The sequence below is a fragment of the Telluria sp. BA11 genome (assembly GCF_056680305.1).
The window spans coordinates 2910597-2930035 of the sequence record NZ_CM155275.1; the positions used below are offsets into that span (position 1 = coordinate 2910597).

Below are 19439 nucleotides of genomic sequence, written 5' to 3' on the forward strand. Positions count from 1 at the left end.
GTTGCTGCTAAGGTTGCGCGGTTTGTCACGTTTTCATCTGTCATAAAACCAAAGCATAAGAGCTGTAATTACAAGAGCGGCCCGAGCTGTTCGCGGAACCGCTGCCCGGACGAAGGTTATTCAGGAGATCTCATGGAACGCCGTACCTTTCTTAATCTCAGCAGCGGGGCAGCCGCCTCGATGCTGCTGCCTTTCGGACGCGCCATCGCTGCCGAAGAGCTCACCAGCAGCATGCCAGTGGCCGCCAAGAAGGCGCTGGCCGATGTCGCGCTCAACGCCGCCACCAAGGCCGGCGCCAGCTACGCCGACGTGCGCATCGGTCGCTACCTCAACCAGTTCATCACCACGCGCGAGCTGAACGTCGAAAACGTGGCCAACACCGAGTCGGCCGGCGTGGGCGTGCGCGTGATCGTGAATGGCGCCTACGGCTTTGCCGCGACGTCCGACATGTCGACCGATGGCATCGCGAATGCGGCGCGCCAGGCCGTGGCAATCGCCAAGGCAAACGCCAAGCTGCAGACCGAACCGGTGCGCCTCGCACCAGTCAAGGGCGTGGGCGACGTGTCATGGAGCACCCCGATCAAGAAAGACTGGCGCACCGTGCCGATCGCAGAGAAGACCGACATGCTGATCGCCGCGAACAAGGCCGGCATGGAAGGCGGCGCGAACTTCATGCAGTCGATGCTGTTCCAGGTGAACCAGCAAAAGTATTTTGCCTCGACCGACGGCTCGTACATCGACCAGGACGTGCATCGCCTGTGGGCGCCATTCTCGGCCACCGCGGTCGACAAGGCCAGCGGCAAGTTCCGCTCGCGCGCCGGCCTGAGCTCCCCGGTGGGCAAGGGCTACGAGTACTTCGATGCGCGGCCCGAGCACAAGATCAAGGCCGCTGGCGGCATCGCCACGCTGTACACCGAATCGTATGACATCATCGAAGACGCCCGCGCCGCCGGCCGCGACGCCAAGCGCAAGCTGACCGCCAAGTCGGTCCAGCCGGGCAAGTACGACCTGATGCTGGCGCCCGAACACCTGTGGCTGACTATCCACGAGAACGTCGGCCACCCGACGGAGCTCGATCGCGTGCTGGGCTTCGAAGCCAACTACGCCGGCACCAGCTTCGCCACGCTCGAGAAGCTGCAATCGAAGAGCTTCAAGTACGGCTCGCCAATCGTCAACATCTTCGCCGACAAGACCACGCCAGGCTCGCTGGGCGCCATCGGTTTCGACGACGAGGGCGTGAAATCCAAGCGCTGGGACATCATCAAGGACGGCATCCTGGTCAACTTCCAGGCCACGCGCGACCAGGCCCACATCATCGGCGAAAAAGAATCGCATGGCTGCTCGTATGCCGATGGCTGGAACACGGTCCAGTTCCAGCGCATGCCGAACGTCTCGCTCGCACCGGGCAAGACCAAGCTGACGCCGGACGAGATGGTCAAGGGCATCAAGAAGGGTATCTACATCGTCGGCGACGGCTCGTTCTCGATCGACCAGCAGCGCTACAACTCGCAGTTTGGCGGCCAGCTGTTCTACGAAATCAAGGACGGCAAGATCGGCCAGATGCTGGAAGACGTGGCCTACCAGTCGAACACCCAGGAATTCTGGGGCGCCTGCAGCGCCATCTGCGATGAACGCGACTGGCGCATGGGCGGTTCGTTCTTCGACGGCAAAGGACAGCCGCCGCAGATCAGCATCGTCTCGCATGGTTCGTCGACCACGCGCTTCAACGGCATCAATGTGATCAACACCGCTCGCAAGATCGGCTAAGCAGGGGCGCACATGAGTATCTTGACCCAGGAACAAACCAAACGCATCACCGACCGCGTGCTGTCGCTGAGCAAAGCCGATGAATGCATCGTCAACATCGAGGGCAACCGCATCGGCAATATCCGCTTTGCGCGCAATGCCGTCTCGACCGCCGGTCTGGCCGACGACACCCGCATCCAGGTGCAGGTCGCCTTCGGCAAGAAGCAGGGCACCGCGACCATCAACGAATTCGACGACAAGTCGATCGAGCGCGCGGTGCGCCGCGCCGAGGACCTGGCGCGCCTGGCGCCGGACAACCCGGAATTCATCCCGGCCATCGCCAAGACGGCGTACAAGCCATCGGACACGTTCGTGCAGAAGACCGCCGACATCGATCCGGAATACCGCGCGCAGGCTGCGGCTTATGCGATCGAAGGCTGCCGCAAGCGCGGCCTGGTATCGGCCGGCTTCTTCACCGACCGCACCAGCTTTGAAACCATCGCCAACTCGAATGGCCTGTTCGGCCACCAGGTGGCAACGTCGCTGGACTTCACGCTGACCGTGCGCACCGAAGACGGCCGCGGTTCGGGCTGGGTCAAGCGCTCGGCGCGCGACGTCGCCAAATTCGATCCGCGCGAAGCGGCCGAAATCGCGATCGAGAAAGCACTGCGCTCGGTCGACGCCAAGGCACTGGAACCGGGCCGCTACACGGTCATCATGGAACCGGCCGCCACATCCGACCTGCTCAGCTTCATGCTGGGTGGCTTCGATGCGCGCCGCGCCGACGAAGGCCGCAGCTTCCTGTCGAAAGCCGGCGGCAAGAACCGCCTGGGCGACAAGCTGTTCGACCAGCAGGTCAATATCTGGTCCGACCCATGGGACAAGGATGTCGCGGTGCTGCCGTGGGACGACAACATGCTGCCGCGCGAGCGCGTGGAGCTGGTCAAGGATGGCAAGATCAATGCACTGGACTACTCGCGCTTCTGGGCGCAGCAGAAGAACCAGCGCGCGGTGGGCGCGGCCGGCAACATCATCATGGCCGGCACCAACAAGACCACCGAAGAACTGATCGCCAACACCAAGAAGGGCGTGCTGGTCACGCGCACCTGGTATATCCGCATGGTCGATCCGCAATCGGTGCTGCTCACGGGCCTGACGCGCGACGGCACGTTCTACGTTGAAAATGGCAAGATCAAGCACCCGATCAAGAACTTCCGTTTCAACGAAAGCCCGGTGTCGATGCTGAACAATATCGAGGAAATCGGCAAGCCGGTGGTCATCGGCGCCGATGAAGCACGCTACTCGATGCTGATCCCGTCGATGAAGATCCGCGACTTCAACTTCACGTCGCTGTCGGACGCAGTGTAAGTATCTCCAGGCCGTCGTTCCCGCGCAGGCGGGAACCCAAGTTCTCATGAGCCGCAATGACGCATGCAAGCTTGGGTTCCCGCCTCCGCGGGAACGACGTGCAGGCGCTCACGCGAGCGCAAACGTAAACGGATAACTCATGGAACGTCGACAATTCCTGCATATCGGCGCCGGCACGGCTGGCGCGCTGTTCATTCCGGTCTTTGGCAACGCGATCGCGGCCGAAGACCTGCTCAACCCGATGGCGGCAAGCGCCAAGAAAGCCCTGGCCGACACCGCGATGAACGCGGCGACGCAAGCCGGCGCGTCGTACTGCGACGTGCGCATCGGGCGCTACCTGAACCAGTTCGTCATCACACGTGACCTGAACGTTGAGAGCATCAACAACACCGAATCGAGCGGCGTCGGCGTGCGCGTGATCGCCGGCGGCGCCTACGGCTTCGCCTCAACCAACGACATGACGACCGACGGTGTGGCCGGCGCCGCACGCCAGGCCGTGGCGATTGCCAAGGCCAACGCCAAACTGCAGACCGAGCCGGTGCGCCTGGCGCCCGTCAAGGGCGTGGGCGAAGTGGCATGGGCCACGCCGCTCAAGAAGGACTGGCGCACGATTCCGGTCAAGGAAAAGGCCGACATGCTGATCGCCGCCAACAAGGCGGGCCTGGATGCCGGCGCGAACTTCATGACCGCGTCGCTCTTCCAGATCAACCAGCAAAAATATTTTGCCTCGACCGACGGCTCGTACATCGACCAGGACATCCACCGCCTGTGGGCGCCGATCAATGCCACCGCCGTCGACAAGAAGAGCGGCAAGTTCCGCTCGCGCGGTGGCCTGGGCGCCCCGGCGTCGATGGGCTATGAATACTTCGACGCGCGCCCCGAGAACAAGGTGCGCGCCGCCGGCGGTGTCACGAGCCTGTACAAGAACGCCTACGACATCATCGAAGACGCCCGCATGGCCGGCAAGCAGGCACGCGAAAAGCTGTCGGCCAAGTCGGTCGAACCGGGCAAGTACGATCTGGTGCTCAGCCCTGAACACCTGTTCCTGACGATTCACGAAAACGTGGGCCACCCGACGGAACTGGATCGCGTGCTCGGTTACGAAGCCAACTACGCGGGCACCAGCTTCGCGGGCCTCGACAAGTGGGAAACCAAAAAATTCAAATACGGTGCGGAGCGCGTCAATTTTGTGGCGGACCGCACCACGCCAGGCTCGCTGGGCCTGATCGGCTATGACGACGAAGGCGTCGCGGCCAAGAAGTGGGACATCATCCGCAACGGCGTCCTGGTGAACTACCAGGCCACGCGCGACCAGGCGCACATCATCGGCGAGAAGGAATCGCACGGCTGCTCGTATGCCGACAGCTGGAGCACGGTGCAATTCCAGCGCATGCCGAACGTCTCGCTCGAGCCGGGCAAGAGCCGGCTCACCCCGGATGAGATGGTGGCCGACGTCAAGAAGGGCATCTACATCCTGGGCCGTGGTTCGTACTCGATCGACCAGCAGCGCTACAACTTCCAGTTCGGCGGCACGCTGTACTACGAGATCAAGAACGGCAAGATCACGAACCCGCTGGAAGACGTGGCCTACCAGGCCAACACGCAGGAATTCTGGAATGCCTGTACCGCGATCTGCGACGAGCGCGATTGGCGCATGGGCGGGTCCTTCTTCGATGGCAAGGGCCAGCCAAGCCAGGTGAGCGCCGTGTCGCACGGGTCGAGCACCACGCGCTTTAACGGCATCAATGTCATCAACACCGCACGCAAGATCGGCTGAGGAAACCAAGATGAAAGCGCTCAATCAAGACCAAGCAAAACGCATCACCGACCGCGTGCTCGCCATGTCGAAAGCGGACGAGTGCACCGTGTCGATCGAAGGCAGCCGTGTGGGCAACGTGCGCTTCGCGCGCAACAGCGTCTCGACCGCCGGCCTGACCGAAGACATGCAGCTCGTCGTGCGCGTGGCCTTCGGCAAACGCAGCGGCACCGCGATCGTCAACGAATTTGACGACAAGTCGCTGGAAAAGGCCGTGCGCCGCGCCGAAGAACTGGCACGCCTGTCGCCGGAAAATCCGGAGTTCATGCCGGCGATTTCCAAGCAGGCCTATCGCGCCACCAGCACCTTCGTGCCGGCCACCGCAGCGATCGACCCGGACTTCCGGGCGTCGGTCGCCGCCACCAGCATCGAGATGGCGCGCGCCAAGAAACTCGTCACGGCGGGCTTCTTCACCGACAGCACGCGCTTTTCGACGATCGCCAATTCGAATGGCGTGTTCGGCCATCAGGACTTCACCGACCTGTCGTTCAGCCTCACCGCGCGTACCGAAGACGGCCGCGGTTCGGGCTGGGTCACCCGCGCCGCCGTCGATGCGGCGCGCTTCGATGCGCGTGAAGCATCCGAGGTCGCTATCGAAAAGGCGCTGCGTTCGGTCGACGCCCGCGCGCTGGAGCCAGGCCGCTACACGGTGATCCTGGAGCCGGCGGCGACGTCGGAAATCCTCGGCAATATGTTCAGCGCGTTCTCGGCCCGTTCGGCCGATGAGGGCCGCAGTTTCCTGGCCAAGAAGGGCGGGGGCAACCGCCTGGGCGACAAGCTGTTCGACAGCCAGGTCAATGTCTGGGCCGACCCGTGGGACAAGGACGTACCGGTTGCGCCATGGGACAACGAATCGCTGCTGCCGCGCGAGCGCACCCAGTTGATCAAGGATGGCCGCATCGCCTCGCTGGACTACTCGCGCTACTGGGCGCAAAAGACCGGCAAGCGCGCCACCGCGGAACACGGCAACATGATCATGGCGGGCGGTACCAAGTCGCTGGAAGAGCTGATCGAAGGCACCAAGAAGGGCATCGTCGTCACGCGCACCTGGTATATCCGCATGGTCGATCCGCAGTCGCTGCTGCTCACGGGCCTGACCCGCGACGGCACATTCTACGTCGAGAACGGCAAGATCAAGTACCCGCTCAAGAACTTCCGCTTCAACGAGAGCCCGGTCACGATCCTGAATAACATCGATGAACTGGGCAAGCCGCAGATCATCGGTGGCGACGAGGTGCCGTTCCAGATGGTGCTGCCGCCGATGAAGGTGCGTGACTTCAACTTCACGTCGCTGTCGGACGCGGTCTGACGGTCGGGCATCGACATGGCCAGTTTTGACTTCTACTTCACGCGCCTGATGTACGAATCGGGCAACTGGGACGTGGATGTCCGCATGCCGAGCAACGTGCTCAACTCCCTCGTGGAGTACACCACGCTGCGGGTCGATACGACCGAACGCATGGTGGCCTTGTCCGACCCGAAGATGCTGCAGGCGCCGTTCTGCTACCTGGCCGGCCACAAGCTGGTGCAGTTCACGCCAGCAGAGCGGCGCAACTTCGAACAGTATGTGCGCGGCGGCGGTTTTGTCTTTGTCGACGACTGCAACCATGACATCGACGGCTTGTTCGCCAAGTCGTTCGAGGCCGAGATGGCCAAGATCTTCGGCCTGAACGCGCTCAAGAAAATCCCGAACAAGCACCCGCTGTACTCGTGCTTCTTCAAGTTCGAGGACGGCCCGCCCACGACCGGCATGGAGCTCAATGGCTGGGGCGATGACCTGGTGCACGAGTACCTGAAGGCGATCGAGATTGGCGGGCGGGTGCGCGTGCTGTACTCGAACAAGGACTATGGCTGCGAATGGGACTACGACTTTCGCAACAAGCGTTTTCTGGCGGTCGACAACACCCGCTTTGCAGTAAACATCATTCAATATGCGTTGGGAGCATGACCAGTGGCTGACAGTAATTCTATAGCGTGGGACGAACAGGAAATCGCTGCACTGACGGCGAAAGTGGGCGAGCTCAAAGCCAGCATGGCGCGCGTGATCATCGGCCAGGAAGACGTCGTCAACCTGCTCGTCACGTGCCTGCTGGCCGGCGGCCACGCGCTGGTCGAGGGCGTGCCGGGGCTGGGCAAGACGCTGCTCGTGAAATCCCTGGCGCAGGCCACCGACATGCAGTTCCGGCGCGTGCAGTTCACGCCCGACCTGATGCCGTCGGATATCGTCGGCACCGAGATCCTTGAAGAAGACCAGGCCACGCGCCAGCGCGCGTTCCGCTTCCAGCCTGGCCCGGTGTTCACGCAAGTGCTGCTGGCCGACGAGATCAACCGCGCGCCACCAAAAACGCAATCGGCGCTGCTCGAGGCGATGCAGGAGCGGTCGGTCACCTTTGCTGGCCAGACGCATAAATTGCCGCGGCCCTTTTTTGTTCTGGCCACGCAGAACCCGATCGAGCAGGCCGGGACGTACCCGCTGCCGGAAGCGCAGCTGGATCGCTTCCTGCTGCGCATCGACGTCGTGTACCCGACCGAGGACGAAGAAGTGCTGATGGTCTCGCGCACGACGCACGCCGGCTTGCAGGACGCCGAGCCGGTGATGGATGTCGTCACGCTGCTGCGCCTGCAGCAGCTGGTGCGCGACATCGAGATTGGTGACCATCTGGTGCGCTATGCCACGCGCCTGGTACGCGCCACGCGCCCGAGCGAGACCACGGTCGACGCGGTCAAAAAGCATATCGGCTGGGGCGCCGGGCCGCGTGCCGGCCAGGCGCTGGTGCTGGCGTCGAAAGCGCGCGCGCTGATGCAGGGCCGGCTGGCTGTGACCCGCGACGATATTGGCGCGATGCTGCTGCCGGTGCTGGCGCACCGCGTGCTGCGCAACTTCGAGGCCGAAGCCGATGGCATCGCCATTGCAGACGTGTTGCAGGCGCTGCAGCGCGAGATCAAGGTAGCGTAATTGACGATCGCAAAATGTCGTCCGTGAACCCGGCGCTGATCGCGCATACGACCAGGCTCGATCTCGTGATCCGTCACGTTCTGGCCGGGCTCGGGCACGGCATCCACGCGGGCCGCGAGCGCGGGGCCGGCGTCGAGTTTTCCGAGTACCGCTCATACGTGCCGGGGGACGAGTGGCGCCGCGTCGACTGGAAGCTGGCCGCGCGTGCCGACCGTTATTTTGTGCGTGAGGCAGAGCGTGACAGCCACGTGGCCGTCTGGCTGATCCTCGACGCCAGTGCGTCGATGGCCGAACCAAGCCGCAGCGTTGAAGGCATCGACAAACTGGCCTGTGCGCGCACGCTGCTCGCGTGTGTTGCCGCCATCGCGCAGCGCCAGGGCGATGCATTCGGCCTGGTGATCCTGAGCGACGGCAAGGTGACGTTCACGCCGGCCAATCGCGGCCCGCGCCATCTGCAGCGCGTGCTGGCACAACTGCAGCGCGCCACGCCTGCCGGCCAGTTGCCGGACGCCGCGACGCTCAAGGCCAGTCTGCACTTTGCCCTCTCGCCCTGCGCGATTTATGCGGTGAGCGACTTGCTCGACTGGCCGTCGCCGCTGTCGCTGGCACTGACCCGGCTGCGCCAGATGCGCCACGACGTGCGCGTACTGTGCCTGCAGACGCAGGCCGAGATCGACGCCAGCTTCCCGGACACGCAGGCGTACCGCGACCCCGAGCACGAAGAAGGGGTGTTCCGCTTCGGCGCCGACCTGAAGGAAGGCTACCGCCGCAACCGCATGGAACACTTCGATCGGGTGACGGCCCAGTGCCGCAAGAATGACATGCCGTTGACGCTGGCCGCCATCGAGCAGGCGCCGGGCGACGTGCTGCGGCGCTGGCTGCGCCGGCCATCGAGGTAATCGCCCATGAATGCACTCTGGTGGTTTGCGCTTCCCGTATTGCTGCTGCCAATCTGGTGGCACCGGCGCAAGCGCGTGCAGAATCAGGCGGCGCTGCTGGCCACTGCGCGCTTCCTGCCGCGCACCGAGCCGAAAGAGACGCGCGTGTGGCGCTGGAGCGATCCGTTACTGCTGCTGGCCCGCCTGTTATTGCTGGCCTGTTTGATTGCGTGGCTGGCCGATCCCGTCTATCCGTGGCGTGGCGACACGGTGGTCGTGACCGCGGGCGCCGATCCGGTCTGGGTCGAGCGCGAAGCTGCGCAAGCCGGCCTGGCTGGGGCCGAGCGCGTGACGCTGCCGGCGGCGCAGGCATTGAGCTGGCTGCACACGCATGAGCGCGAGTGGGCTGGCGACGCACGCCTGCTGGTACTGGGCGACGTGCCGATGCCGGCCACCAAGCCGGTGTTTGGCCGTGACATCACGGTGCGCACGCAGCCGACCGCGCCAACTAACGTGGAGCGGCACGTGGTCATCGCCAGCGAGCGCCCGCAGGCCTGGCGCCGCCTGTTCGCGGCGCAGGATGGTGTCGAGAAGATTGTCGTGGATGACGCTCCGGGCGCCAGGACGGACCTGATCATCTGGGACCGCGCCGAAGCGCCGCCTGCGGCGCTGCGCGCTTCGCTATGGTGGGTGACCGATCCAGCGGCGTTCCCCGAGCTGGCCAAGGCGCGCACGCTGAACGGTTTGCAGTACGCCGACAGCGCGCGTGGCCGCCTGTGGCATCACCCCGCATGGCCGCCGCAGGATGTCGACGCCGCGCGTGCGCTGCTCGACACCTGGCAGCAGCTGCACATCGGGCCACGTCCCTACACCTTGCCGTCGCAAACGTTCGCCGCCTCGAAAGGCGCCAATGCACCGGCGCCGAGCGGCGCATTGCGCGACATCCTGCTGGCCATCCTGGTTGGCTTGTTCGTCCTTGAAAGGAGTCTCGCGCATGCACGGAGGCGTTGAGATCACCAAACGCGTATGGCGCGCAGCCCAGCTGCGCCGCATGCCGCTCTGGATCGGCGGGGCCTTGCCCTGGCTGGTCATTCCGTCGGGCCCCGGGTTGCTGGCCTGGGCCGGCTGGTGCGCGCTGGACTGGGTCAAGCTGCGCCGCCGCGTGGCCTATGAATGGCCGGCGTGGCTCGATGGCGCCGTGCCCGAGATGGAAGACAGCGCGGCCCTGCTCGACGCGGCCGATACGCCAATCGCGCGCCTGCAGCAGCAGCGCCTGTTCGCGCGGCTCGATGCGGCCGTCTCGCGCCAGCAGCTGCGCCAGATCGCGCGCCAGCATGTTTCGAGCGGTCTGCCGATCCTGCTGGTCAGCGCGGTGCTCGCGGGGATGGTGTGGTACGCCACCACGCGGCCGGCGCAAGAGGGTGCGGTCACGCCGCCCAGCCCCGTCAGCAGTGCGACCGCCGCCACGCTGGCCGGCCTGACGCTCAAGCTCGCGCCGCCTGCCTACACGGGCGTGGCGGCATCCACCTCGGCGCCGCGCGATCTGCAGGTGCCCGAGCAGACGGTCGTGACTTGGTGCCTGACCGGTGGCACGGGCGGCAACAACAGGATCGAGCTGGGTAACGGTGAAACACTCGAACCCGGTGAACAGTGCGCGCGCTGGACGGCAACCGAATCGGTCGTCTGGCGCTGGCGCGGCGCGCGCCACACGCTGCGCGTAATCCCCGATGCGCCGCCCGAGATCACGATCAGCGCCCCGGCGCAGATGATCCAGGACCTGCGCGACAACGCGACCGGCGCCACGATGACGGTCCAGGTGAAAGACGACTACCGGATCACCCGCGCGACGCTGCACATGACGCTCGCGCAGGGCAGCGGCGAGAACGTGCGTTTTACGGACCGTGAGATGCCGCTGCCAGCATCAAACAATCCCAGGCTGCGCAACTGGTCCAGGACGTGGGCGCTGAGCGAGCTGGCGATGGAGCCGGGCGACGAGCTGTATTTTTTTGTCCGCGCGACCGATAACGCGGGCCGCGCGCAGACCGTGCAGTCGCCCACCTACACGGTGCGGCGTCCGGCGCCTGAACAGGAAGCCGAAGAAGAGAGTGCGGCGATGCCATCGCTGGTAAAGCCGGCGTCGCTGCGCAGCCAGCGCCAGATCATCATCGACACCGAGCAGCTGATCGCCGACATGCGCAGCACGAAGCTGGCAGCGGCCGACGTGCGTGACCGCAGCGAGCGGATCGGCGACGATCAGGCGCAGCTACGCCGCCGCTATGGCCAGTTCCTGGGCGAAGAGTCGACGCTGTTCGGCGAAGAAGCGGCCAAGGCACCACGCGCCGCCGAGAAGCCTGCCGAAGAAGAAGGCCATGAGGGCCACGACCATGCGCCCGGTGGCCATGACCACGACCACGGCGAACCGAATCAGCGCAAGGGCGGCATCGTCAACGAAACTCAGCAGATCCTCGCAACCTACGGCCACGCGCACGACGAAGCCGAGAACGCAACGATGTACGACGAAGGCACCAAGAAGGTGTTGCGGCGCGCGCTGGTCGCGATGTGGGACGCCGAAAAATCGCTGCGCGCGATTACGCCGAAAAGCGCGCTGGCCCCCGAACACAAGGCCCTGGAGGCGATCAAGGAATTGCAGCAGGCCGAGCGCATCTACCTGCACAAGACCGCCTTCACGCCGCCACCGATCAAGGAAGAAAAGCGCATGACCGGCGAGATGGACGGCGCCGCGAGCTACCGCCGCACGCAGGCTGAGCAAGCGGCGGCGCTGCCGGAAGAACTGCGCACGCTGGTGCAGGCGCTGTCGGGCGAGGCCGCGCTGCCGGCGCTGTGGATGCGCACCGCGAACGACTGGGTGCGCACGCGTCTGGCCGAGGACGAGCAGCGCCTGGCGGCGCAGCGCGCGATCCAGGACGTGGCCGATGGCTGCATCGCCTGCCGCCCGGTGCTGCGCGCGTGGTTGCGTTCCGGCGCGGGGCAGGGGCAGGTGCTGTTGCAGGCGAAGATCAGTGTCGACACGGCGTTCGCGCGCCGCTGGCGCGAGTCGGCTGATGGAGTGGCCAAGCCATGAACCAGCAGTGGCTCATCGCCGCCATCCTCGTGGCAGGCATCGTCAGCGCCGGGCTGTATCTGCGCCGCCGCCAATGGCTCGATGCGCTGCTGGTCATCGTCGCCGCCGCGAGCCTGGGCCTGTTCGCGCTGGACTTGCGCATGCCGGGCGAGGGCGGCCGCACGCTGGCCATCGATCCGGCCGCGCCACCATCATCACTGGAAGGTGTGAACAGCCTGACGCTGAAGGGCGATGGCCTGCGCACCGCCGAATGGAACGATTTGCCGGCACGGCCGCTGGCTTGGGAAGCGCCACGCGGCGGCGCGCTGCGGCTGGCGTTCCCTAATCAGGTGGCGCTGGGTCGCCAGTTCACGCTGACGATCAAGCGCGAAGACAAGACCGACGCGCGGCTGCAGCTGCTGGCCGAGAATGGCCAGCCGCTTGCAGAAGCGCGGGGCACCGGTGACCTGCGCGTCGACTGGATGCCACCGGTTGCCGAGCGCGTCGTGCTCAAGGCGCGGCTGCTTGACGCCAAAGACAAGGTGATTGCCGAGGGACCGGTCCCGTTCATCGTGCATGAACCTGCGCCGCTGCAGGTCGTCGGCCGCTTCGGCGCGCCATCGTTCGACCTGCGCGCGCTGAACGACATGCTGACCGCCAGCGGCGCGCTGCTCGACTGGCAAGTCACGCTGGGCCGCGCCATCACGCGCACCGAAGCGCCGCGCAGCGAGATGGCTTCGCCCAACCTGATGGTGATCGACGCCGCGCGCTTCGAGCGGATGGCGGCCGGTGAACGCTCCGCGCTGCTGGACCGCGTGGCCAAGGGCATGCCGCTGCTGGTCCTGGGCGGCAACGCAAACGATCCGGGCGTCTGGTCACGCACGCTGCAATTGCCGCTGCGCGCACAGCCGCTGGGCGCAAAGATTGATGCGCCACTGGAGATGCCGGTGGCCTCGCTGCTGCCCGCATCGCGCGACGCCGGCCCATGGCGCGGCACTGACAATATGGTCTGGACCCGCGACTGGCAACAAGGCCGCATCGCCTGGCTGGGCGTCACAGAATGGCACCGCCACGCAATCGCCGAACCGCGCGCGCTGGCGCTGTGGTGGCAGGGCGTGCTGGACCGCGTGGGTGTCGAAGAACGGCACAAGACCGAATGGCTGGCCCCAGGCGACATGCCGCTGGCAGGCCAGCGCCTGGAACTCTGCGCGCGCGGCGTCAGTGGCCAACTGACGCTTCCCGATCTGAAGCAGTCCCTCAGCTGGCAACGACGCGCAGACCGCGCCGATGCATTATGCGCAGCACTGTGGCCGCAAAAGGCAGGTTGGTTGCAACTGCAGGACCAGAACGCCGGCCCGCATGCACTCTACGTGTACGCAACGAACGACTGGCCCGAATGGCAGGCAGCCGAGCGGCGCGACGCAACGGCACGCTACGCCGCCCGTTCGCAGATCCAGCCGGCAACCGGACCAACACAACCCGCGCCATCCTGGCCATTCGCACTCGCTTTCGCAGCGGCCATGCTGCTGCTATGGTGGCGCGAGCGGCGCTAAAAAAAAGCCGGGGTCAGGTCTGACATTCGGACACGGCCCCAGCCTTAGTGATGCGTCTTCTGAAAAAAGCCGGGGTCAGGTCTGACATTTGGACACGGCCCCAGCCTTAGTGATGGCTCTTCAGACGACGGTGCAATTACCGCGCCGAAATCAATCATAAAGGCGAACGTTCGCTTTACTTTTTCGAGCGCGAATTGAGCGACTAGTGAAGAGGTCGTGTCCGAATGTCAGACCTGACCCCCGCTGCGTGCGCGCGCGGCGTCAGTGGCCAACTGACGCTTCCCGATCTGAAGCAGTCGCTCAGCTGGCAGCGTCGCGCAGACCGCGCCGACGCATCATGCGCAGCGCTGTGGCCGCAAAAGGCAGGTTGGTTGCAACTGCAGGACCAGAACGCCGGCCCGCATGCACTCTACGTGTACGCAACGAACGACTGGCCCGAATGGCAGGCAGCCGAGCGGCGCGACGCAACGGCACGCTACGCCGCCCGTTCGCAGATCCAGCCGGCAACCGGACCAACACAACCCGCGCCATCCTGGCCATTCGCACTCGCTTTCGCAGCGGCCATGCTGCTGCTATGGTGGCGCGAGCGGCGCTAAAAAAAAGCCGGGGTCAGGTCTGACATTCGGACACGGCCCCAGCCGTAGCGATGTGTCTTCAGAACGGCTATGCAAAAATCGTCCCGAAACCGATCGCAAAGGCACACCTTCCTTGCTCATCTGAACCCGGATTGAGCCACTAATGCAGAGATCGTGTCCGAATGTCAGACCTGACCCCGGCTGTTCTGCAGAGGTCGTGTCCGAATGTCAGACCTGACCCCCGCTGTCGAGGTCGTGTCCGAATGTCAGACCTGACCCCCGCTGTTCTTGACCCCCGCTGTTCTTATCAGAACGTGTAGTCCGCCTTCACATATGCCGTGCGGCCGTTCATCCCGAACGGGCAGGTTTCCCAGCAGTAGGTGAAGCCCAGCTGCGGGAAGGGGGCTGCGCGTACCGGGTCCCATTTGGTCGGGTAGGTGTCGAACAGGTTGTTGATCCCCGCCGACAGGCTCAGGCTCTTGTTGAACGTGTAGCGGCCGGTCAGGTCGACGATCCATTTGGCTTCCCACGTCTGCACGAATGGCGCCGTAAAGCCTTGGCCCTGTACTTCGCCGAAATAGTTCGCGCGGCCCGTCACGTTCCAGGCGCCGGCCGTGTAGTCGGCTGACACGACGTGGTGCTTGCGCGGCTGGCCGCGTTCGATCAGCGTCACCTGCGCATCGTCGAACAGCTGCGCGCCGGTCAGCACGGGCGATTGCGAATTGCGCGCCTTGACCTCGGTCTTGTTGAAGCCCAGCTGCCCGGACAGCACCAGGGTCGAACCCTGGCCGCGGATGGTCTGCTGCGCCACCAGGTCCAGGCCCGTGGTCGACGTATCGATCGCATTGGTGAAGAACTGCGCCTGGCCCACGCGCAGCGGGTCGAGGATCGCGCGGATCGGGCATGCGGCCGGTGTCGCGCAGGCGCCCGACTCTGGCGAGATCGTGCTCGAGAACACGATGCGGTCGTCGATCTTGGTGCGATACACATCGGCGGTCAGCGAGAACGTGGTGGTCGGCCGCAGGATCACGCCGATGCTGGCGCTCTTCGACGTTTCTTCCTTCAGCGGTGCGATGCCGAAGGCGCGCGTGACGGCGCTGTCTTCGCGCGCCGTCAGCGTTTCGGTCAGCACGCCGGCCGAATTCAGGTTGGTCGAGACCGAGCTGTAGAACTTCTGCTGTACGCCCGGCGCGCGGAAGCCCGTCGACGCGCTGCCACGCAGGCCGAACGAGCGGCTCGGGTCCCAGCGCGCATTGAGCTTGCCGATCGTGGTGTTGCCGAAGTCCGAATAGCGCTCGTGGCGCACTGCCGCGCCGACCGAAACGTCCGGGCCGAACTTGCGTTCCAGGTCGAGGTAGTAGGCCGTGTTGTGGCGGCCCTGGTCAACCGCCGTCGATGGCGTATAGCCCGGGAAGCCCTGGATGCCCGAGGCCGCGATGCCGCCGTTCTGGTCGCGGATGATGATCGCGGGGTTGTTGGTGCGGCCGTACTGGTACGAGACCGGGTCGCCCGCCTCGATCTCGTAATTGTCGCGACGCCATTCGAAGCCCGCGGCGACGAACAGTTCACCGCCCAGCAGATTGACCGGGCCCTTGAAGTCGAGGTTGAACGTGGTCTGCTCGAACTTGAGCGTGCCGGTGTCGGCTTCGCGCGGCGATTCGCCGTTCTCGTACCAGTAGCTGACGTTGATCGAGTTCCGTTCATGGAACTGGAGCTGGCTGCGGCCGTGGTTGACGCTCGCGTCCATCGTCCAGTCGTGGCTCAGGTCGTGGCGGTAGCCGACGGCGAGCGACGCATCCTGCACGGTGGTGACGATGTTTGGCAGGAAGCCTTCCGGGTACACCGCCGGCACGTTGCGCCCATCTTCTTTCGGGCGGAAGAAGCCGCCCGAATCGCCCTTGCGTTTCGACGCGCCGCCGAACGCATACAGCTCGCCGCCACCCATCGGCAGGGCGGAATTCATCCACAGGTAGTAATCCTTGGCGTTGCTGTCGCCCAGGCGCTGTGTGACGCGCGGCGGATTCACGCGCGCCGTGTCCAGGCCGGCGCGGTTGGTTTCGTCGCGCTTGCGCGCTTCGACCGACAGGTTCAGGTAGCCGCCGTCGCTGCCCAGCGCGAAGCCGCGGCTGGCGCTGGCCGAGTAGGTGTCGCCATCGCCTTCGTCGGTCGTGCCGGCGCTGGCACTGACGATGCCGTTGCCGACACCTTTCTTGAGGATGATGTTGATGACGCCCGCGATCGCGTCCGACCCGTACTGGGCGGCGGCGCCGTCGCGCAGCACTTCGATCGACTGGATCGCCGACAGCGGGATTGCGTTGATGTCGGTGCCGGCCGAGCCGCGGCCGATCGTTTGCTGCACATTGACCAGTGCCTGCTGGTGGCGGCGTTTGCCGTTGATCAGCACGAGCAGCTGGTCGGGGCCGAGGCCGCGCAGCGTGGCGGGGCGGATGATGTCGGTGCCGTCGCTGACAAAGGTCGACGTGAAGTTGAACGACGGGTCGAGGTCCTGCAGCACCTTGCCCAGTTCGAGCGTACCGGCCGACTGGATGTCTTTCGTGCTGATCAGGCCCACGGGCACGGCGGTATCGAGCGCCGTCTTGGCCTGGGTGCGCGAGCCGAGCACCACGACTTGCGACATATTGCTGTCGGCTTCCTGTGCGCTGGCTGGTGCGAGCGCCGCCAACAGGGCCGACGCCAGCAGGGCGCGTCGTGGCAGTGTTTGTTTCATCATCCTCTGTCCCCTTTTCATCGATTTTTATGTCGCCCTGTTACCAGAGCATTATTTAATCTTAGCAACGGGGTTGGGGTGACGACGATAAAGCATGTGAAATAAGTAAATACGAACGTGTCTCTACAGCAAATGCGTCGTACAAAAGAGACAGGTTTGCTCGTTAAACAATACTTTCATGAGTAGCGAGTAATGCTTTGAGTATTAAGCACTTTTCTAAAAGAAATAATGTTTGAAAAGTATTGTTTTATTGTTACGTTATTTAACAAGTTTTTCAAATGTGCGCGGGTCCCGACAAGCTACGATAGCCATTAACCATGCCAAACAGGCACGGCGGCAGGCGGTTCATTCCGCCGACTGGATTTCACCATGCCCGCGCGCCGTGCGGGCGAAATCCGCCGACCACCTCAGGCAGCCACACCATGATCCAGCGACGAACCGACGAGCGAACCGCGCTTGCCACCGAATATGCGTTATTCCTGGCCGAGACGCGTGGCGTCAACGCAGGGCTGGTGTACCTCGAAAGCTGCAACGTCTCACGAGAGATCCTGCTGCGCGCCATGCAGGATCCCGCCGCCCGGCGTGTCCGGGAACGGCGCCAACGGCAACGGAACGATTAGCATGAATATCACCCAGCTTTGCAAACGCTATGGCCTCGAGCATTACGGCAGTCTCGAAAGCGCCTGGGACGCCCACAGCGCCACCGGCATCGTCCTGATGCAGCTCTGGCACGCGCCCAACCAGAAGATCAACGACCACCCACTCCCGGGCGCGCAGTTGCGCGTGCGCTGTCTCGACGCGTCGGATATTCCGGTGCCGCTGGACGATGCGCGGGCAGCGCGCGGGCGCAGCATCGAAGCAGTGGAGGGCGGCGCGCGTGGCTATGCCGCGATGTCGATTCCACCGACGCAGTCGCGCGGCGCGGGCGCCTGGGCCAAGTATGCCAACCTGGAACGCGTGTTCCCCGTGCTGGCGCTCGAGCGCGAGTCATGCGGCACCGTGTTCGCGGTGCTGGGTGCACCGGTGCCGGCGTCCGAACTGGGCGTGGCGTCGCCCGAGTCGGGGCCTCGGGCGGGCACGGCGCGCCATGTCAGCCTTGATGGTCGCGCATCCATTCCTTGAGGCCGTTCACCCAGTTTTTGGCCGGCAGGTTCAGGCGCCGCTTGATCTCGCCGGCGCGCTCGTAGAGCACTGAAAAGTCCAGCTGCGGCGCGTCCCTGAACGCCACCACTACCACATTGGCATCGTGCACCTCCGGTAGCCAGACGACCGCGTCGAACACCTGCTCCATGTTCAGGAAATTCTTGTCGTAGTTGCTGAAGTCGCCGAACACATTGGCGGTCATGACGCCGCCCGGCGCCAGGCAATCCAGGCAGCCCTGGTAGAACGCTTCCGAATCGAGCACCGGGCCGCGCGCGTCCTGGTCGTACAAGTCCACCTGCAGCACGTCGGCCTTGCCGTGGTTGGCCGGATCGAGCACGAAATCCATCGCGTCCTGCTCGCGCACGTCCAGGCGCGCATCGTTTTCCGGCAGGCCGAACATGGCGCGGCAGATCGCGATCACGTTGGGATTGAGTTCGACGGCCGTCACGCGCGCATCGGGAAAGCGGGCATACGTGAACTTGGTCAGCGCGGCGCTGCCCAGGCCAAGCTGCACGATGTGGCGCGGCGTGCTCTGGAACAGCGTCCACATCATCATCATCTGCACGTATTCGAGCTCGATCGTGTCCGGCTTGGCCAGCCGCATCGCACCCTGTACCCACGAAGTGCCAAGGTGCAGGAAGCGCACGCCCTCGAATTCGTCGATGGTGGCGGGAGGATGGCCGGGCTGGGCGAAGCGCGGATCGATGACGGTGGGTGACTTGGCGGACATGGCACGAAGCGGTGGAGGGCAAAGCCGATGTTACCAGAGCCGCCGCTGCAGGCTCTCAGGTGGCCGCCAGCGCCGGCAGGAACAGTGTCACGGCCAGGCCGCCGCCGTCGCGATTGGCCAGCAGGATGAGATTGATGGCGCCGGCGCGGCGTTCGCGCGTGGGCAGGTAATCGCGCAGCTCGAAGCCGGCCAGGCGCTTGCCATTCCAGTCGCCGCCCGTTTCCACGTTGTCCGAACCGAACTTGCGCTTTTCGCCCGAGATGCCGGCGGCCACGCCCAGTTTGCCGTCCATGAAGCGCTGGGCCCACAGCAGGTTGGCGCTCGGGCTGTTCTGGCTCGTGTTGGTGTCGTGGCCGACCGCCGCGCCGACGTTCAGCAATTTGCCAGGCAGATCGAACGCGGACAAGGTCTTGACCTCGACGCTGCCGCCAAGCGAATTGGCATCCTGGTCCGGGGTGGCCGACTTGGTCACCTCGAGCGAGCGGATCATCCCGGCCGGCAGCACGTCCAGCGCCACCGCGCGGCGCGTCGCTTCCGGCGACGGCACCAGCGCGCCGTTGATGGTCACGCTGTTGTAGTCCGCATCCAGCCCGCGCACCACCACATAGCGGCCTTCGCCCTGGTCACGCTGGACCGACACGCCCGGCATGCGCGCCAGCGCTTCGGCCGCGTTCTTGTCCGGCAGGTGGCCGATATCATCGCTGCTGACGACGCTGACGATATTGTCGGCCTGCTCCTGGGCGGCGATGGCGCGCGCCAGGCTGGCGCGCTGGCCGGTGACGATCACGCTGGCCGGTTCGGCGGCGTGCACGCCGGCAGCAGCCAGCAGGCCTGCGGTAAGAGCGGGGAGGGCAAAGTGGCGCATGGGGGAGAATCCAATGGTTG

16 protein-coding genes are annotated in these 19439 nt (G+C 65.0%); 13 read left to right on the top strand and 3 right to left on the bottom strand.

The window, feature by feature from the left end:
• Nucleotides 1-132: 132 nt before the first annotated feature.
• The 11 genes from AC1MGT_RS12730 (at nt 133) to AC1MGT_RS12780 (ending at nt 13974) form a co-directional block, all read left to right on the top strand.
• Nucleotides 133-1767 (top strand): TldD/PmbA family protein, encoded by a 1635-nt coding sequence (locus AC1MGT_RS12730; protein WP_499500454.1) that lies wholly within the window; start codon nt 133-135, stop codon nt 1765-1767.
• A gap of 12 nt (nt 1768-1779) precedes the next feature.
• Nucleotides 1780-3114, top strand: a complete 1335-nt coding sequence (locus AC1MGT_RS12735) for a TldD/PmbA family protein (RefSeq protein ID WP_332533295.1) — start codon at nt 1780-1782, stop codon at nt 3112-3114.
• Between the two features lie 139 nt (nt 3115-3253).
• A complete protein-coding gene (locus tag AC1MGT_RS12740; RefSeq protein ID WP_499500455.1) occupies nt 3254-4891 on the top strand; it encodes a TldD/PmbA family protein in 1638 nt (545 codons plus the stop codon).
• A 10-nt stretch (nt 4892-4901) separates the two neighbouring features.
• Complete coding sequence (locus tag AC1MGT_RS12745) at nt 4902-6239, top strand: TldD/PmbA family protein (protein WP_332533293.1); 1338 nt, start codon at nt 4902-4904, stop codon at nt 6237-6239.
• 15 nt (nt 6240-6254) lie between these two features.
• Nucleotides 6255-6878 carry a DUF4159 domain-containing protein gene (locus AC1MGT_RS12750; protein WP_183554362.1) on the top strand — a complete coding sequence of 208 codons (624 nt, stop codon included), beginning with the start codon at nt 6255-6257 and terminating at the stop codon, nt 6876-6878.
• 3 nt (nt 6879-6881) lie between these two features.
• Nucleotides 6882-7886 carry an AAA family ATPase gene (locus AC1MGT_RS12755; protein WP_499500456.1) on the top strand — a complete coding sequence of 335 codons (1005 nt, stop codon included), beginning with the start codon at nt 6882-6884 and terminating at the stop codon, nt 7884-7886.
• Nucleotides 7887-7900: 14 nt separating this feature from the next.
• Entirely contained in the window at nt 7901-8785 is an 885-nt protein-coding gene (locus tag AC1MGT_RS12760; RefSeq protein ID WP_499500457.1) for a DUF58 domain-containing protein, read from the top strand.
• Between the two features lie 6 nt (nt 8786-8791).
• The gene (locus AC1MGT_RS12765; protein ID WP_499500458.1) at nt 8792-9775 is read left to right on the top strand and encodes a BatA domain-containing protein; all 984 of its coding nucleotides are present in this window, start codon (nt 8792-8794) and stop codon (nt 9773-9775) included.
• Nucleotides 9759-11846: a hypothetical protein gene (locus AC1MGT_RS12770; RefSeq protein WP_499500459.1), complete on the top strand. Its 2088-nt coding sequence runs from the start codon at nt 9759-9761 to the stop codon at nt 11844-11846. The genes AC1MGT_RS12765 and AC1MGT_RS12770 overlap by 17 nt, the downstream gene beginning before the upstream one ends.
• Nucleotides 11843-13378 (top strand): hypothetical protein, encoded by a 1536-nt coding sequence (locus AC1MGT_RS12775; protein ID WP_499500460.1) that lies wholly within the window; start codon nt 11843-11845, stop codon nt 13376-13378. The genes AC1MGT_RS12770 and AC1MGT_RS12775 overlap by 4 nt, the downstream gene beginning before the upstream one ends.
• A gap of 224 nt (nt 13379-13602) precedes the next feature.
• Nucleotides 13603-13974 carry a hypothetical protein gene (locus AC1MGT_RS12780; RefSeq protein ID WP_499500461.1) on the top strand — a complete coding sequence of 124 codons (372 nt, stop codon included), beginning with the start codon at nt 13603-13605 and terminating at the stop codon, nt 13972-13974.
• A 286-nt stretch (nt 13975-14260) separates the two neighbouring features.
• Here AC1MGT_RS12780 and AC1MGT_RS12785 read toward each other — a convergent pair whose 3' ends face one another.
• The gene (locus tag AC1MGT_RS12785) at nt 14261-16684 is read right to left on the bottom strand and encodes a TonB-dependent receptor plug domain-containing protein (RefSeq protein ID WP_499500462.1); all 2424 of its coding nucleotides are present in this window, start codon (nt 16682-16684) and stop codon (nt 14261-14263) included.
• Between the two features lie 419 nt (nt 16685-17103).
• Here AC1MGT_RS12785 and AC1MGT_RS12790 point away from each other — a divergent pair, with 419 nt between their 5' ends.
• Together AC1MGT_RS12790 and AC1MGT_RS12795 are read left to right on the top strand one after the other, a co-directional pair.
• On the top strand, nt 17104-17301 hold the full coding sequence (locus tag AC1MGT_RS12790; protein WP_482896984.1) for a hypothetical protein: 198 nt from the start codon (nt 17104-17106) through the stop codon (nt 17299-17301).
• A gap of 1 nt (nt 17302) precedes the next feature.
• On the top strand, nt 17303-17803 hold the full coding sequence (locus AC1MGT_RS12795) for a hypothetical protein (RefSeq protein WP_499500463.1): 501 nt from the start codon (nt 17303-17305) through the stop codon (nt 17801-17803).
• Here AC1MGT_RS12795 and AC1MGT_RS12800 read toward each other — a convergent pair.
• Together AC1MGT_RS12800 and AC1MGT_RS12805 are read right to left on the bottom strand one after the other, a co-directional pair.
• Nucleotides 17772-18554: a spermine/spermidine synthase domain-containing protein gene (locus AC1MGT_RS12800; RefSeq protein WP_499500464.1), complete on the bottom strand. Its 783-nt coding sequence runs from the start codon at nt 18552-18554 to the stop codon at nt 17772-17774. The genes AC1MGT_RS12795 and AC1MGT_RS12800 overlap by 32 nt on opposite strands.
• A 55-nt stretch (nt 18555-18609) precedes the next feature.
• Nucleotides 18610-19419, bottom strand: a complete 810-nt coding sequence (locus AC1MGT_RS12805; RefSeq protein WP_499500465.1) for a TonB-dependent receptor plug domain-containing protein — start codon at nt 19417-19419, stop codon at nt 18610-18612.
• Nucleotides 19420-19439 lie beyond the last annotated feature (20 nt).

What these genes read in the sequence shown, in the direction of transcription:
- AC1MGT_RS12730 (WP_499500454.1), top strand. Translation starts at nt 133, where the DNA reads ATGGAACGCCGTACCTTTCTTAATCTCAGCAGCGGGGCAGCCGCCTCG.
- AC1MGT_RS12800 (WP_499500464.1), bottom strand. Translation starts at nt 18,554, where the DNA reads ATGTCCGCCAAGTCACCCACCGTCATCGATCCGCGCTTCGCCCAGCCC.
- AC1MGT_RS12805 (WP_499500465.1), bottom strand. Translation starts at nt 19,419, where the DNA reads ATGCGCCACTTTGCCCTCCCCGCTCTTACCGCAGGCCTGCTGGCTGCT.
- AC1MGT_RS12785 (WP_499500462.1), bottom strand. Translation starts at nt 16,684, where the DNA reads ATGATGAAACAAACACTGCCACGACGCGCCCTGCTGGCGTCGGCCCTG.
- AC1MGT_RS12740 (WP_499500455.1), top strand. Translation starts at nt 3,254, where the DNA reads ATGGAACGTCGACAATTCCTGCATATCGGCGCCGGCACGGCTGGCGCG.
- AC1MGT_RS12750 (WP_183554362.1), top strand. Translation starts at nt 6,255, where the DNA reads ATGGCCAGTTTTGACTTCTACTTCACGCGCCTGATGTACGAATCGGGC.
- AC1MGT_RS12770 (WP_499500459.1), top strand. Translation starts at nt 9,759, where the DNA reads ATGCACGGAGGCGTTGAGATCACCAAACGCGTATGGCGCGCAGCCCAG.
- AC1MGT_RS12790 (WP_482896984.1), top strand. Translation starts at nt 17,104, where the DNA reads ATGATCCAGCGACGAACCGACGAGCGAACCGCGCTTGCCACCGAATAT.
- AC1MGT_RS12765 (WP_499500458.1), top strand. Translation starts at nt 8,792, where the DNA reads ATGAATGCACTCTGGTGGTTTGCGCTTCCCGTATTGCTGCTGCCAATC.
- AC1MGT_RS12775 (WP_499500460.1), top strand. Translation starts at nt 11,843, where the DNA reads ATGAACCAGCAGTGGCTCATCGCCGCCATCCTCGTGGCAGGCATCGTC.
- AC1MGT_RS12780 (WP_499500461.1), top strand. Translation starts at nt 13,603, where the DNA reads ATGTCAGACCTGACCCCCGCTGCGTGCGCGCGCGGCGTCAGTGGCCAA.
- AC1MGT_RS12760 (WP_499500457.1), top strand. Translation starts at nt 7,901, where the DNA reads ATGTCGTCCGTGAACCCGGCGCTGATCGCGCATACGACCAGGCTCGAT.
- AC1MGT_RS12745 (WP_332533293.1), top strand. Translation starts at nt 4,902, where the DNA reads ATGAAAGCGCTCAATCAAGACCAAGCAAAACGCATCACCGACCGCGTG.
- AC1MGT_RS12735 (WP_332533295.1), top strand. Translation starts at nt 1,780, where the DNA reads ATGAGTATCTTGACCCAGGAACAAACCAAACGCATCACCGACCGCGTG.
- AC1MGT_RS12795 (WP_499500463.1), top strand. Translation starts at nt 17,303, where the DNA reads ATGAATATCACCCAGCTTTGCAAACGCTATGGCCTCGAGCATTACGGC.